Source organism: Streptococcus parasanguinis, assembly GCF_031582885.1.
Classification (GTDB): Bacteria; Bacillota; Bacilli; order Lactobacillales; family Streptococcaceae; genus Streptococcus; species Streptococcus parasanguinis_M.
Map to the genome: position 1 here is coordinate 1,774,063 of NZ_CP133988.1, position 15,683 is coordinate 1,789,745.

The 15,683-nt window shown below is 43.3% G+C and carries 14 protein-coding genes; 2 read left to right on the forward strand and 12 right to left on the reverse strand.

Annotated features, from left to right (window positions below):
* Positions 1-105: 105 nt before the first annotated feature.
* From RDV49_RS08555 to truB, 6 genes are all read right to left on the reverse strand, one after another.
* Positions 106-1,410, reverse strand: coding sequence for an RsmF rRNA methyltransferase first C-terminal domain-containing protein (locus RDV49_RS08555; RefSeq protein ID WP_003006590.1), 1,305 nt, complete (start codon positions 1,408-1,410; stop codon positions 106-108).
* Positions 1,411-2,181 (reverse strand): inositol monophosphatase family protein, encoded by a 771-nt coding sequence (locus RDV49_RS08560; RefSeq protein WP_003006586.1) that lies wholly within the window; start codon positions 2,179-2,181, stop codon positions 1,411-1,413. It lies immediately after the preceding gene.
* Positions 2,171-2,449: a UPF0223 family protein gene (locus RDV49_RS08565; protein ID WP_003006584.1), complete on the reverse strand. Its 279-nt coding sequence runs from the start codon at positions 2,447-2,449 to the stop codon at positions 2,171-2,173. The genes RDV49_RS08560 and RDV49_RS08565 overlap by 11 nt, the downstream gene beginning before the upstream one ends.
* Positions 2,450-2,461: 12 nt before the next feature.
* Complete coding sequence (locus tag RDV49_RS08570; protein ID WP_009732658.1) at positions 2,462-2,863, reverse strand: Spx/MgsR family RNA polymerase-binding regulatory protein; 402 nt, start codon at positions 2,861-2,863, stop codon at positions 2,462-2,464.
* A 171-nt stretch (positions 2,864-3,034) separates the two neighbouring features.
* Positions 3,035-3,955, reverse strand: a complete 921-nt coding sequence (locus RDV49_RS08575) for a bifunctional riboflavin kinase/FAD synthetase (RefSeq protein ID WP_003006579.1) — start codon at positions 3,953-3,955, stop codon at positions 3,035-3,037.
* Between the two features lie 4 nt (positions 3,956-3,959).
* Entirely contained in the window at positions 3,960-4,856 is an 897-nt protein-coding gene (gene truB / locus RDV49_RS08580; protein WP_195189728.1) for a tRNA pseudouridine(55) synthase TruB, read from the reverse strand.
* 180 nt (positions 4,857-5,036) lie between these two features.
* Between truB and RDV49_RS08585 the strand changes: the two genes are divergently transcribed.
* A complete protein-coding gene (locus RDV49_RS08585) occupies positions 5,037-6,353 on the forward strand; it encodes an FAD-containing oxidoreductase (RefSeq protein ID WP_003006573.1) in 1,317 nt (438 codons plus the stop codon).
* A 37-nt stretch (positions 6,354-6,390) separates the two neighbouring features.
* On the opposite strand, the gene RDV49_RS08590 is transcribed toward RDV49_RS08585, so the two are convergent.
* The 3 genes from RDV49_RS08590 to pcrA form a co-directional block, all read right to left on the reverse strand.
* Positions 6,391-7,191, reverse strand: coding sequence for an alpha/beta fold hydrolase (locus tag RDV49_RS08590; RefSeq protein WP_003006572.1), 801 nt, complete (start codon positions 7,189-7,191; stop codon positions 6,391-6,393).
* A gap of 3 nt (positions 7,192-7,194) precedes the next feature.
* Entirely contained in the window at positions 7,195-8,469 is a 1,275-nt protein-coding gene (locus RDV49_RS08595) for a DUF2130 domain-containing protein (protein WP_003006568.1), read from the reverse strand.
* Positions 8,470-8,554: 85 nt separating this feature from the next.
* Positions 8,555-10,840, reverse strand: a complete 2,286-nt coding sequence (gene pcrA / locus RDV49_RS08600; protein ID WP_037608341.1) for a DNA helicase PcrA — start codon at positions 10,838-10,840, stop codon at positions 8,555-8,557.
* A gap of 198 nt (positions 10,841-11,038) precedes the next feature.
* Between pcrA and RDV49_RS08605 the strand changes: the two genes are divergently transcribed.
* Complete coding sequence (locus RDV49_RS08605) at positions 11,039-12,232, forward strand: cation diffusion facilitator family transporter (RefSeq protein WP_003006562.1); 1,194 nt, start codon at positions 11,039-11,041, stop codon at positions 12,230-12,232.
* An 87-nt stretch (positions 12,233-12,319) separates the two neighbouring features.
* On the opposite strand, the gene lepB is transcribed toward RDV49_RS08605, so the two are convergent.
* The 3 genes from lepB to pfkA all read right to left on the reverse strand — a co-directional run bounded on the left by lepB (position 12,320) and on the right by pfkA (position 15,643).
* Positions 12,320-12,880 carry a signal peptidase I gene (lepB, locus tag RDV49_RS08610; RefSeq protein ID WP_003006560.1) on the reverse strand — a complete coding sequence of 187 codons (561 nt, stop codon included), beginning with the start codon at positions 12,878-12,880 and terminating at the stop codon, positions 12,320-12,322.
* Positions 12,881-13,045: 165 nt separating this feature from the next.
* Complete coding sequence (gene pyk / locus RDV49_RS08615) at positions 13,046-14,551, reverse strand: pyruvate kinase (RefSeq protein WP_003006557.1); 1,506 nt, start codon at positions 14,549-14,551, stop codon at positions 13,046-13,048.
* Positions 14,552-14,629: 78 nt separating this feature from the next.
* The gene (gene pfkA / locus RDV49_RS08620) at positions 14,630-15,643 is read right to left on the reverse strand and encodes a 6-phosphofructokinase (protein WP_003006554.1); all 1,014 of its coding nucleotides are present in this window, start codon (positions 15,641-15,643) and stop codon (positions 14,630-14,632) included.
* Positions 15,644-15,683 lie beyond the last annotated feature (40 nt).

The window sequence follows — 15,683 nt, forward strand, 5'->3', positions numbered from 1 at the left end:
CATGTCTCCTTGATATTTCACTATTTCACTTATGATTTTGACAAGTTTTTTTCAAAAAAACCTGTACTTCCACTATATCATAGAACGGGTTCTTTGCCCAGCATTTTACCTAAAACGAAGCCCCTTTGGATAGAAATTTTTCAGGGTCTGTCCGGTCACTTTGGCAAAGCCCAAACCATTGCCTTCGACCAGGACCTGGTACCATCCATTTGGATGCGTTTCCTTCAATTGGACCGTCTCTCCCGCAACATAATGAACAAAGTCCTCAGGCGTGATCGAAACGGTCTCTTTTACCTCACTCGGTTTCAGAGCAAGGCCCAAGGCAAAACTAGGTTCAAATCGATTTTTCTTGAAGGTCCCTAGGTGCAAGCCATTGCGGGCAATTTTTACTTTGCGCAAATCTGGTAAACCAAGTGGAACCAAGTAGAGTTCGTCTCCAAAGGTTTCAAGGATTCCTTCTAGAGTGATCTTCAAGTGTTTCTTGGCAAATTCCTGCCACCATTTCTTTTGTTCTGCAGATAATTGGTCCTTTTTGGAAGGGATTTTGGCAAGTCGATTCTCTCCTAGATAACAGAACTTAGCAACAAATTGGCCCTCCCCTTTAAAATGATGAGGATACATACGCGCGGTTTCTGGATAGTCAATGCCTTCTGCCATACCATTGATCTTCTCGATCGTTTCCAATTCCAGATCATAGTTTTCCAAAAGCCAGGATACGATCTCTTCATTTTCCTCAGGAGCCCAGGTACAGCTTGAATACACCAAGGAACCACCTGGAACCAACATCTTGAGGGCATCCTCTAGAATCTCTCTTTGAAGGAGACTGCACTCTCGAGGATAATCGACAGACCAATAGTCCATGGCATCTGGTTGCTTACGGAACATCCCCTCACCTGAACATGGGGCATCCAGTACAATTAGATCAAAAAAGCCTGAGAAAACTTTGGCCAGACGATCGGCAGACTCATTGGTCACCAGCACATTTCGCGCACCAAAGCGTTCTACATTCTCTACAAGAATTTTCGAACGACCCTTGTGGATTTCATTGGAGACCAAGAGTCCCTGATTGTCCAAATAAGACAAGAGCTGGGTGGTCTTTCCACCAGGAGCTGCGGCCAAGTCTAAGACCTTCATTCCTGGCTTAGGCTGGGCGACTTGGGCCACCATCTGAGCTGCTGGCTCTTGCGAATAGACCAAGCCCGTTGCGTGCTCGATGGATTTTCCTGAGACCTTTCCATAATGTCCCCAAGGGGTATTGGGAATCGGATCATCAAATGCTTTTTGAGTTTCTTTCAAAGGGTTAGTCCGAAAGGCCGATACTGCTTCTTGCTCAAAGGTCGCAAAAAAAGCAGCAGCATCCTCACCTAGAAGATGCTGGTATTTTTCTTTAAAACCATTGGGAAAATTCATTTAACTTCTCCCTTTCTTAAGATAGGTTTGAATTTCTGTTAACTTCACTTTTGGAACCATCATAATGGGTTCCACTGACTGGTAATTAGGTTTATCTCCATTTAGATTTAAAACGGTATAGCCCAACTGTTCCCCCATGATCGCAGCTGCGGCATAATCCCAAGGCCAGATATAGCTAAAATAAGCTAGAATCCCACCTGAGAGAATTTTTGAAAAACTAATACCGGCACTTCCGTAGACCCGAATGCCAAGAGAGTCCATACCAAGATCGGCCATGCCCCAGTCATTTTTCTCAAGCATGCCGACATTTGAAGCAATCAAAAGGTTTTCCAGAGGTTGGTCCACAAAGGGCGTCAGTTCAACCTCATTGCGATAAACAGGGAATTCTCCACCCCCGTAAAAAAGGTGATCCCGCATCACATCGTAGATCAGGCCAAACTGACCAATTCCGTCTTCAAAATAGGCCACCATCACCGCAAAATCTTCCTTTTGGGTCACAAAATTATTGGTCCCATCAATAGGATCAATCACCCAAACGGATCCTTCTGAAATCGGTGAACGAAGGCCATTTTCCTCCGCAAAAATCCGATCTTCTGGATAGCAATGTGTGATTTTTTCAACCAAATCCTTTTGAACCTGTTGGTCCATCTGGGTAACTAAATCTGTCGGCCCAGTCTTTTTTGAGATCATCAAGTCATCATGGAGATGAAGACGCAAGTAGTCTCCAGCCTCTAAAACGATTTGTTTGGCAAACTCTAATTTATTCTTCAAGAGAAAACCATCCTTCCTCTTTTTGCTTTGCAGCCTGGGTCGCACGATAGAGAGAATAACCGCTCACTTCTTCGAACTCCCGTCCAAGACGCTTTTCTTCTCCAATACTAGACACGACCTTCTTAAAAGCGCGGTAGGCTTCCATGTATTCTTTGGCCTCTACCTTACTTTCATAGGCTTCTTCAACTTTATTGAAAAAAGAAAGCACTGAAGCAAGCTCTTCAGTGCTCCACGATAAGTCCAGTGGGTAACTATAATTTTTTTGCATTCGACATACTTCTTAGTTTATTTCTGCTCTTAGAGTGGCAGAGCGTAACTCTTGTTTGCGATAACTCCGTGGCAAGAAGGCCCGAATTTCATCTTCGTTAAAGCCAATCTGCATGCGTTTGTTATCTAAAATAATCGGTCTCCGCAAGAGACTTGGATTTTCCTCAATCAGATGGATCAAGGCTGAGATGGATAAATCTTCAACATCAACATCTAATTTTTGAAAAATTTTTGAACGAGTTGAAATAATGTCGTCTGTTCCGTTTTCGGTCAAGGCCAATATACTTGTCAACTCCTGTTTGCTCAAAGGACTTGTCATAATATTGTGTTCTTTAAATGGAACATCGTGCTTTTTTAACCAAGCCCGAGCTTTTCGACATGATGTACAACTCGGTGATAAAAATAATGTAATCATGTGGTTCACTTCTTTTTTATATATAACTATCTGATTCTATTATACAAAAAAAATAGGTGCTTGAAAAGCGCTTTTTTGATTTCTCGACGATTTTTCTGAATTTCAGTAGAAAAAAAGAAACCACTTTCATTATCCCCCAAAAGACAGTAGAAAAAAGGACCAGGTAGCTTCCTAATCCTCCGTCCAGTTTCGTGAAACTGCTTCATCTTCTTCTAGTTGAGCCACTAGTTGATCGATACCATCAAATTTGACCATTTCTCGAATCTTATCTAACCAGTGAATGGTCAGGGTATGACCGTAGATGTCTCCTGAGAAGTCAAAAAGATTGACTTCAAACCGAAGCTCCTTCCCATCAAAGGTAATATTCTTCCCGACAGAAGCCATGCCCCGATAGGTCTGCCCTTTAAAATCGACATCAACTACATAGACTCCATCGGATGGTAGATAGGTCCGGTCAATCGGCGCTAAATTGGCAGTAGGATAGCCAATGGTGCGGCCACGCGCATCCCCATGCACAACGATTCCTCGACTGGATAAAGGGTGACCAAGTAGACGGGCAGCTTCTTGGACGCGTCCTTCTAGGATAGCTTGACGAATGCGGGTCGAACTAATCTTTTCACCCTGATCCAATACAGGAGAAATGACTTCCACTTGACCATCAAAATAAGCAGCTAAGTCAGAGGCCGTTTTCTTATCAGAGCCAAAACTATAATCAAATCCAGCAATTAAAACTCGGGCCCTCAAGGCTTTGACAAATTGATCAACAAATTCTTTGGCTGTTTTAGAAGCAAAATCAGTCGTAAAATCAATGAGGAAGAGCTCATCCACACCTAGTTCGTTTAATTTTTGGAACCGATCCTCAGGGCTCTGCAAATGAAGTAGTAATTCTGGTTGGTAGCGAACAAAGGCCAACTTAGGAGATTCAGGAAAGGTTAACAAAGCGACCTTCAAGCCTTTTTCATCCGCTATCTGACGCGCCTTTTTAAAGAGTTCTTGATGCCCCAGATGCAGGCCATCAAAGTAGCCCAGAACCAAAACTGTCTCATTCTCCAAATGGATCTGGTTAGCAGTAGTAATCGTACGAATATTCATGAATTTATTGTAACACACTTTCTGTTAGAAAGACTTTTCGAGGTTTGTAAAGTTCTTCTCTTTTTTCTAAAATGGCTACCAATTTTCCTTGGTAAAAAGCAGCTAACTCTTTGGAGTCACTCTCAACTGGAATAAAGCGTCCCACTTGGACTTCGCCAACCTCTTCTACTGTCAGCTCTACTTTTTCCAGATCCCCGGTGCCAATTTCAAGTGGGTGAAGGAAGCTCAAATCTCCTTGTGCAACTTTTTCAGTCACTTCTTCTAAGGTCAGGGCATCTTCCAGTGACAAACCGGCAGCACTGGTTCGGGTCAGATGAGACATATGGGCTGCGTAGCCCAGTTTTTGACCAAGGTCCACCGACAAGGTCCGGATATAGGTGCCCTTGCTGCATTTGACCCGGAAACGAAAACGAGCTAGACTTTCTTCATAGCTAATCTCACTAGTGCGTGTGAATTCATATATGGTTACCTGCCGTACAGGGCGTTCCACTTCTTCTCCTGCCCGCGCATATTCATAGAGCTTACGTCCATTGACTTTAACCGCTGAATACATAGGTGGTACTTGCTCGATTTCTCCCACCATTTGGGCAATCATGCGATCGACCTCTGCTGCATCTAAAGGGGCTTCCACTGGAGTCCGCTCTACGACTTCCCCACTGGCATCCTCCGTCGTGGTAGAAAATCCCAGAGTGATTTCTCCCTCATAGACCTTGCCTTCATCTTGCATGAATTCGACCATCCGGGTCGCCTTGCCAACTGCAATCGGAAGCACTCCCACCACATCTGGATCCAGCGTTCCCCCATGGCCGATCTTCTTAGTTCCTAAGATTTTTCTCAGTTTAAAGACCACATCATGTGAGGTCATGCCTGCTTCTTTTTTTACATTGATAATTCCGTCCATCTGATTTGCTCTTTCTAACTCTTGTGTGACCATCCGGGACACCGACCCTTTATTATATCATGAAACAAGACTTCTTGTCCCTCTTTCTCCCTCCCCATGAGCTTTCAAAAAATCCCGTAGCAGATTTCAGACTTTTTAAAATGGGTTTGATACAATAGAAAGCGAAAGAAGGTGTAACATATGTTAATGTATGATGTTATTGTGATTGGATTTGGTAAAGCTGGTAAAACACTCGCAGCGAAATTATCAAGCCAAGGAAAAAAAGTCGCTCTGATTGAAAAGAGCAAATCTATGTACGGTGGTACTTGTATCAATATCGCTTGTATTCCAACCAAGACCTTGATTGTTGCAGCAGAAAAAGGCTTGGATTTTGAGCAAGCCATGAATGAGAAAAATGCAGTGACGACTCGTCTCAACGGCAAGAACTACGCAACCATTGCTGGAACTGGCGTAGACATTATCGACGCGACGGCTCGTTTCGTTTCTAACAAGGTCATCGAAATTCAAGCTGGAGATGAAAAGGAAGAATTGACAGCTGAAACCATTATTATTAATACTGGTGCTGTGCCAAATGTCCTTCCGATTCCAGGTTTGGCTGAAAGTAAATTTGCCGTGGATTCAACCGGCATTCAACGTTTGGAAAACCTACCTAAACGCCTCGGTGTCCTTGGTGGTGGACCAATCGGATTGGAATTTGCTCATCTCTATAATACCTTGGGCAGCCAAGTAACGGTATTGGATGCTTCTGAAACATTCTTGCCACGGATCGAGCCAAGTATTGCAGCTCTTGCAAAAGGCTACCTTGAAGAAGACGGTATTCAATTCTTGCAAGGCATTCATACCCAAGAAATCAAAGATGGCCAAAACAGCTTAACGGTTGTCACAGATAAGGGAGACTTTGAGTTCGATATCCTTCTCTACGCAACAGGTCGTAAGCCAAACACAGCTGGACTTGGTCTTGAAAACACAGACATCCAAGTCACTGATCGTGGAGCGATCCAAGTTAACCGTCATTTGGAAACCAGCGTCCCTGGAGTCTTTGCAGTTGGGGATGTCAATGGTGGTCCACAATTCACCTACATGTCACTCGATGACTTCCGCATCGTCTTCAACTACCTTACAGGCGATGGTAGCTACAATCTCGAAACTCGTAACAATTATGCGACAACACTCTTCATTGCTCCTCCACTGGCCCAAGTCGGCTTGACCGAGCAAGAAGCACGCGACAAAGGGCTTCCAGTTGCTGTTAAAGAATTGCCAGTTGCTGCTATGCCACGCGGACACGTCAATGCAGACCTTCGAGGTGCTTTCAAAGCCGTGGTCAACCCAGAAACCAAAGAAATCCTTGGAGCGACGCTCTTTGGAGAAGCTGCAGGCGAACTCATCAACCTGATCACCATGGCCATGGACAACAAGATCCCTTATACTTACATCGCAAAACAAATCTTTACCCACCCAACCATGGCAGAAAACCTAAACGATCTCTTTGCGATTTAAATAGAATAAAAACGCTGGAAAATTTTTCCAGCGTTTTTTAGTTTAAGAATTCACAGACAGCCTCTTGAAATGCTTTATTTTTTTCATAAAGAGCATGCCCAGAGTGCTTAAGAATGAGGAGTTGACAACCCGAAATCGCTTTTGCCAGTTCCTTGGAATCGTTCACACCGATCACATCATCTTCAAGTGCACCAAGGACCAAGGTCGGACATTGAATTTCTTTTAAGACCTCCAGGATATTATGTTTCAGGCAAGACTGAGACTGAATGGCTATTCTATTTTCATCTTTGATTCGCCCCAAGCGACCCATAATATTATAAAGCAACCGCCACTTTTGATAACTCTTTTGCGTGTATGAATGCTTTGCAATATCCAGCATGAGATGCTTAAAATTTCCAGATTGACTAAGTTGTTGCCAATGCTCAATTCGTTCTCTAGCAAGTTGACTAGGTTTTGCAGTGGTCACAGCTAAAATGAGCTTTTGAACCTTTTCAGGGAAATCCGCAGCTAGCCATTGGGCAATCATTCCACCTTGTGAAATCCCCATAACATAGGCTGTATCTATGTTTAGTTTCTCCATTGCTTCTGCTACATCTGCTGCCATATCCCGCGTCGTATAGCCCTGTCTCAGCTCATTGATTCGAGAAAAAACATAAATCTTATAGCGCTTAGCAAGTAGACGATACGAGAGAGAAAAGAGCTGGGCCTTTCCTTTAACGGTCTGTAACCCATCCCCCAAGCCTGGTATGATCACTAATGGCTGTTTACCCTTACCAAATGTTACATAGTCCATGGTTTTCCCATTCATGGACAAGGTAGCGTTCTTAGCTGAATACAAAGATTATTCTCCTTTCAGAGCATCAAACTTCGCTTTCATGGTTGGATTTTTCCGAGTCAATTTTTTAACGGAAACATCATCCAATTTGTTGTTGGCAAGACGAAGTTGGTTTTCTGATGTGGTGAGGAATTTCTTGACCTCTTCCATCCGTTTGATGGCTTTGTCGATTTCATCGATGGCCTTGCCAAAGTTGACAGAAGCTGAATTGTAGTTCTTAGCAAAGGCAACTTTGAAAGCATCCAGGTCTTCTTCAAAGTGAGTGATATCGATATTTTGTTCACGGACAAGCGCCAATTCCTGCTTGTATTTAAGGGAATTGAGGGCCGCATTACGCAGAAGCCCAATAATCTGGATAAAGAACTGAGGACGGACCACATACATCTTCTCATACTCGTGGCTAACATCGACAATCCCTGTGTTAAAGTAGTCGTTATCTGCTTCAAGCATGGTCACTAAAACCGCATATTCACAGTTCTTTTCACGACGGTCCTTGTCCAATTCCTTGTAAAAATCAGCGTTCTTATGCTTCTTCTCTGTCCCGTCGGCTTCATTCTTCATCTCAAACATAATTGAGATAATCTCTACTCCATTTTCATCACACTCACGGAAAATAAAATCGCCTTTAGAACCACGTGCAGAGACCTTGTTGTCCTTTTCAAAATAGGCATTTGGAAAGGCAAAACTGCGAACCTTGTTAAACTCGCTCTCCGCATACTGTTCCAGACTTTCCCCGATGGCCTTGGTCGACTGTTGGGCCTTGAAATTCTTGTAGAACTCGACCTGTTCATTAGCCGCCTTAAGCTGAGCCTCATAATTTTGCTTAACAGAAGTCAGAGAAAGCTCGTTTTCTTTTTCTTGTAATAGGAGCTGATTTTTGACCTGATCTCTTTCTTTCTCTAGATCAGACAGTGTTTTTTGCAGTTGGTTCTCATGTTCCAAGCGCAAGGTGGCCAACTGATTCTCCAGTGCTTGCACTTCTTTTTCTTTCTCTAGCAGGCTTTGGCTAGCCGTTTGCTCCACCTCTTTTTTGGCCAATTCTTTTTCAGTATCAAACTGTTGAATTTGGTTCTGTAATTGGGCAATTTCTTGGTCCTTCTTGGCTAACTTCTCTTGTTGCTCATTAAGGGCCTTTTGCTCAGCTAAAGCTAACTCTTGCCGAATCCGCCCATGAATTTCCTTGTCAAACTCAGCTGTCCGTACCTGTGACAAGAGTTCGCTGTATTGACTTTCGTTGACTGTAAAGACTTCCCCACAGTTGGGACACTTGATTTCGTTCATAGTATGCCTCTTTCTCTATTCTTAGTATATTATATCATGCCACCAGTAAAATCAAAACCAACAAACGAAGCTTGCTGGTTTCAGTTTATTTCTTTTCAATCGGAGCAACACTGGCCAAGAGTTTTTTGAGCCCCACTTCTGGGAAGTTGATCTTGAGTTCTTGGGTACTACCACTACCAGATACTTCAAGCACGGTTCCTTCACCCCACTTCTTGTGAATGGCAATGTCGCCAATGGACCAAGCGACGCTCTCTTTGGCGCTAGAACGGTTGCTATTGCCAAAGGGGAGGCTTGATGACGTGAGAGTACTTGGAGCTGCTTGTCTCTTGCGCTCTTGAAGAGCTTGTGACAGGCTCATCCCTTTTCCAAAGGTCGTTCCGCCTCCATTGCTATAAGAAGCCTTAAAGCTAGTGTTGGCTGGACGAGCTAATCCTTGGTAGGACAATAAATCCGAGCTAATTTCATTGATGAAACGCGTTGGCCTGTTGTAGCTAGTCCGTCCAAAGAGCAAACGTGAGTTGGCATTGGTCAAGAAGAGAACCTTCTCTGCCCGTGTAATCCCTACATAAGCCAGACGACGTTCTTCTTCCAACTCGTCTGGATCCTCTGCTGCACGACTAAGAGGAAAGACATTTTCTTCCATTCCAATCAAGAAGACGACTGGGAACTCCAATCCCTTAGCCGCGTGAAGAGTCATCAAGGTCACTTCTGAAGTTTCTTGGGCCCCATCATCTGTATCGGCAATCAAAGCCAAATCGTTCAAGAAACGACTCAAGGTTTCCACGCCTGATTCGTCGTCGACGGTTTCCCCGTTTTCATCAAAATTCTTGGTAACAGACAGGAACTCTTGGATATTCTCGATGCGGGCCTGACTTTCCAAATTCCCCTGATTGGTTAGAGCCGTCATATAGCCCGTCTTGTCAAGGACTTCTTCGACCAACTCTGTAATGGTCAGCTGGTCCAATCTTTCTCTCAAATCAAGAATGAGATTGGCAAAGTCCCAGATGGCTTGGGCTGCCTTTCCTTTGATGCCAGAGAGCATGATATTGGCTGAAGCATCTAGGAGTGAGGACTCTTGCATTTGGGCAAAGTCGCGAATCTTATCCACTGTACCTGGCCCGATTCCCCGCTTGGGTTCATTGATAATGCGCTCAAAACTGATATTGTCACTGAGGTTGGCAATCAAGTTCAGATAAGCAATGACATCCCGAATTTCCTTTCGGCTGTAGAACTTGGTGCCCCCCACCATGGTGTAGGGAATGTTGGACTTGAGAAGCGCTTCTTCAATGGTCCGTGACTGAGCATTGGTCCGGTAGAGAACGGCAAAATCACGGTGTTTGTAGCCAGCTTCGCGACTAAGCTCTTCAATCGTTTTAGCAACAAAGACAGCTTCATCCTGCTCATCATTAGCCCTGTAATAGACAATTTCTTCCCCGTCTTCATTTTGTGTCCAGAGATTCTTAGGACGGCGGTGGCGATTGTTTTTGATGACATCATTGGCTGCTTGCAAGATCGTCTTAGTGGAACGATAATTTTCCTCCAACAAAACGACCTTGGCATCAGGATAATCCTTCTCAAAGTCCAGGATATTCTGCATATCTGCTCCCCGCCAGCCATAAATAGACTGGTCCGCATCCCCAACGACACAGATATTTTTAAAGCGTGAAGCCAAGAGTTTGACCAACTGGTATTGGGCATGGTTGGTATCTTGATACTCGTCTACATGGATGTATTGGAACTTCTGCTGGTAATAGGTCAGCACATCTGGATGCTGATCAAAAAGACGCAAGGTCAGCATAATCAAATCATCAAAGTCTACTGCTTCTGACTGACGGAGTTCCTTTTGGTAAGCCTCATAGCACTTGGCGACAATCTGGGTATACATATCTCCAGCCTGGGCAGCATAGGCCACTTCATCAATCAAGTCATTTTTGGCATTGGAAATGGTCCCCAAGATGGTCCGTTCATTCCATTTCTTAGGATCCAAGTTCAAGGACTTCAAAATCCGCTTCATCAAGGTCCGTTGCTCACCTGGGTCGACAATGGTAAAGTTGCGATTATAGCCAATATGATCCGCATCTCGACGGAGGATACGCACACACATGGAGTGGAAGGTGGCAATCAAGCAATCTTGAGTCGCTGGGTTTAACTGATAGGCCCTCTCCTTCATCTCCCGAGCGGCTTTATTGGTAAAGGTAATGGCCAAAATATTCCAAGGATTGACCATTTTTTCATCGATCAAGTAAGCGATCCGGTGGGTCAGGACACGTGTCTTACCAGAACCAGCTCCCGCCATGATCAAAAGGGGACCTTCTGTCGTTTGGACCGCCTCTGCCTGGCGATCATTCATACCATTCAATAAAGGATTCATCTCATACTCCTCATTCATTCAATCGTTCTATTATACCACATTTTCGCCCTTTCTCCTTTTGGAAACAGTTGGCATCATTTGAATTTTGCACTCAAAAAGGCTATAATAAAGGCTTAAGAAGAACGAATATTTCCTCATTAACAACGATCCAAGTTTTTCGCTTAGGAGGAAATCTACAGAAGTCTGGAGGAGTTATCAGTGAATCAATCACAAAGTAATTTAAAACTAGCCGAACGTGGAGCCCTGATCAGTATTGTCGCCTACCTGATTCTTTCCGCAGCTAAATTAGCAACAGGACATCTCCTTCACTCCTCCAGTTTGGTCGCGGATGGTTTTAATAACTTATCCGATATTATCAGTAACGTCGCCCTTCTCATCGGCATTCGCATGGCCCGCCAGCCAGCTGACCGCGACCACCGATTTGGTCATTGGAAGATTGAAGATCTAGCTAGCCTGGTAACTTCCATCATCATGTTTTATGTGGGCTTCGATGTCCTACGAGATACCGTTCAGAAAATCCTCAGTAGGGAAACCACTGTCATTGATCCTTTAGGGGCCATTGTCGGAGTTGGATCAGCCCTTGTCATGTTTGCGGTCTATCTTTATAACCGGACTTTAGCTAAGAAAGCTCAATCCAAGGCCCTCAAGGCAGCTGCCAAAGACAACCTGTCTGACGTGGTCACTTCTTTAGGAACCTCTGTTGCGATTGGAGCTAGTGCTCTTAACTATCCGATTGTAGACCAATTAGTGGCCATCGTTATTACCTTCTTTATCCTAAAAACTGCCTACGACATTTTCATTGAATCCTCCTTCAGCCTCTCCGATGGTTTTGATGAAAGTCTTCTTGATAAATACAAGGCTGCCATTCTAGAATTGCCCAAAGTCAGCCGGGTCAAATCCCAAAGGGGACGGACTTACGGAAGCAACATTTACCTAGATGTCGTCATCGAAATGAATCCAGACCTCTCTGTTTATGAGAGTCATGCCATTACCGAAGAGGTCGAGCGCCTTCTTAAGGAAAAATTTGGCGTCTTTGACATCGATGTGCATGTGGAGCCAAGTTCTATCCCAGAAGATGAGATCCTGGACAATGTCCTTCTCAAATTAAAAACTTATGAAGAACGCTTGCAGGCTCAGCAGGAATATTCAACCCTTCTTGCAGACAACTTCACCCTCATTAATGAATTCGGTCAAGAAAGCCACAAAGAGGATCTCGTTCGTTTGCAAGAAGAGCATCAAATTCCCTTTAAGAATTTCGAAATCGAATCCATCAGTCAAAAGACCAAATTGATTCGCTATGAATTACACAACCAGGTTCATACCAGTCTCTGGCGTCGCCATGAACACTGGCAAAAGGTCTTTCACCAAATCACTAGTAAACAAGAAAAATAGATCCCTCTCCCTCAATTTAACCAGAACAAAAAGCTACTGCAATTCCTTTCCGCAGTAGCTTTTTTGTAAGAAAAAATAGCCTTTCGGCTATTCTTCTACTTTTATAAATCCAAATTTATTGAGGGGATAGAGACGCAGATTCACGACTCCTTCGATCTGATTTTTATGGATATAACCAAACTCACGGCTATCTTCTGTATCTCCACGGTTATCATTTAAGACTAGATAAGTATCGGATGGTACACGACCAGCCTTGGTCCCTTTTAACTCTGATAAGAAGAAATCATCCGTATAATACCCATTACTCGTTGGAGCCGCCAAGTGTTTATTCAGCATTTTATTTAGGTAAGGTTCTGGTGTTGCCTGTCCATTCAAATAGAGGACATCATCTACGTAGCTGACTTCGTCGTTTTCTTTGGCAATAACACGTCCAAGGTATTCTTTTCCACCGACCTTGTATAAGACCAAATCACTGCGATCTACCTGAGCATTTCTAGTCGCTACCACAAGATCTCCAGTTTTCACAGAAGCATTGGCCATCTTATCATTGATACTAAATGGATGAAATACAAAGATTCGAAGCAAAATCAGTGCCAAAACCAGTACACCAACAATGATGACATTTCTAATTAAATCTCTCCTTGGCATGTATGTCTCCCTTCCTTTTTATTTATTATACCATGTTTTTGATCTTTAAAAAAGAGAAAGTAAGCATTAGTGAGAATTCTTGTCAACACACTAAACAATAAAAAGAAAAACCTCGCGGTCAATCCTTTCAGATCAACCAGCAAGGCTTTCAGATATAATTGTCTATTAACGTACTGTACGGATACGCATTGTGTTTGTACGAACTGCTTCACCAAGTGGTACACCTGCAACGATAACGATATCATCACCAGATTGTACAAGACCAGCTTCAACTGCTTTGCGTTCAGCAATTTCAAACATGTCATCAGTTGATGATGGAGCTTCTGTCAACATTGGGATAACACCCCAGTTCAACATCAATCCACGTTCTGTCAATTCGTCAAATGTCAATGCCAAGATATCAGCATTTGGACGGTATTTAGAAATCAAACGTGCTGTGTGACCAGTCTTAGTAAGAGTTACAACCAATTTGATGTCCATTGAGTTTGTAGCATCTTTAACAGCTGAAGCCATAACTTCTGTCTTAGAGTTACGTTCAAATGAATCTGAGTTCAAACGTCCGTATTCTTTAAGAAGAGTTTGAGCGTTCTTGTCAATTGTAGCCATTGTTGTAACTGACTCAAGTGGGTATTTACCATTTGCAGATTCACCTGAAAGCATTGTAGCATCAGTACCATCGATAACAGCGTTGAAGACGTCAGATACTTCAGAACGAGTTGCACGTGGTTTTTCAGTCATTGTTTCAAGCATGTTTGTTGCAGTGATAACAACTTTACCAGCAGCATTCACTTTAGTGATAATCATTTTTTGGTAAACTGGAACCATTTCAAATGGTACTTCGATACCCATGTCACCACGAGCAATCATAATACCGTCTGCAGCTTCAATGATTTCATCTAAATTATCGATACCTTGTTGGTTTTCGATCTTCGCAAACAATTGAACGTGACCGTTACCAGTTTCTTCGCAGATTGCACGAACTTCATTTACGTCTTTTGCAGTACGTACGAATGAGATCGCGATGAAGTTGATACCTTGTTCCAAACCGAAGCGGATATCGTCGTTATCGCGTTCAGCAAGTGCTGGGAAAGGAATCTTAGTGTTAGGGATGTTCACACCTTTTTGTTTAGCAATGATACCGTCGTTTTCAACTTCAACAACAAATTCACGTTTTGCAGCATCTTTTTCTACAACGCGAAGACCCAATTTACCATCATCAACCAATACTTGGTGTCCAACTTCAACGTCATCGAAGATGTCAAGTCCACCAGCAACGTTCAATGCGATAACATCACGAGTTGATTTGATGCCTTGTTTTGTAGCAACGCGGATACGTTCACCAGTTTTGTATGAGTACTCTTTAGCTTCGCCTTCGAACAATTCAGTACGGATTTCTGGACCTTTAGTATCAAGAAGGAAACCAACTTTTTTACCAGCGATTTCTTCTGCACGTTTAACAGTCGCCATACGTTCACCTTGTTCTTGGTGGTCACCGTGTGAGAAGTTGAAACGGAAAGTGTTAGCGCCAGCTTCGATCAATTTAGCAATGTTTTGTGCTGAAGCTTCAACGTCAAGTTTTTCACCCCAGTATCCGTCTTCACCAAATTTTTTACCACCACGGATTTCTACCGCAGGACCCAAAGTTGCAACGATTTTTACACGTTTGTTCATGATATATATGACTCCTTTTTAAATATATCTGTCTTTTTAAGACAAGGTTAACGAATTTATGAAATTTATGAAATAAAATTAAATTGAAGACAAGCTACGGTTCAACTCGGCAAGACCAAGATCAGCTTTATGTGGATTGTTTACCACAATCTTACCATCTTCTGTCAAGCTAAAGAGGGCTCCTTCTTCTGCTTTACCAAGGATTGGGTTTTCCACCATTTTTTCATTACGGATACCAACGGCAACCCCACCGATTCCTTGTTTGAGCAATTTAACAGCGTGCGCTCCCATGCGTGAAGCAAGGACACGGTCACGAGCAGTTGGTGATCCACCACGTTGGATGTGGCCTAGTTCTGTTACACGAAGGTCACTTGTATCTCCTGCATCTTTCAAAGCTTGGCCAAATTCATCGGCAGACATCACGCCTTCAGCCAAAACGATGATGTTGTGCGTACGACCCTTTGCATAGCCTTCTTTGATACTTTCAACAACTTCTTCGATTTTGAAACCTTCTTCTGGAATGATGATTTCATCTGCACCTGAAGCGATCCCTGCCCAAAGAGCGATATCTCCAGCATTACGACCCATAACCTCAATAACAAAAGTACGACGGTGACTAGATGATGTATCACGGATCTTGTCGATCGCATCCATTGCAGTTGTGACTGCCGTATCAAAACCAATTGTAAAATCAGTTCCGACGATATCGTTGTCGATCGTACCAGGAAGACCAACTGCTGGGAATCCAAGTTCTGTCAAGCGCATCGCACCATGGTAAGAACCATCTCCACCAATAACCACAACACCTTCAATTCCATGTTTCTTCAATTGCTCAATCCCTTTTAATTGACCTTCGCGTTGAGCGAATTCAGGGTAACGAGCTGAATGAAGGAAAGTTCCACCACGGGAAATAATATCACCAACAGATGAGGTATCTAGTGGCTGAATTTTTCCAGCAACCATACCTGCGTATCCATCGTAGATACCAAAAACTTCCATTCCTTCAGAAATTGCTTGACGAACAACTGCACGAATAGCAGCATTCATACCAGGGGCATCTCCACCACTAGTTAAAACAGCAATACGTTTCATTTCGTTTTTTGCTCCTTTTTTTCTTTTACATTCTACGTAA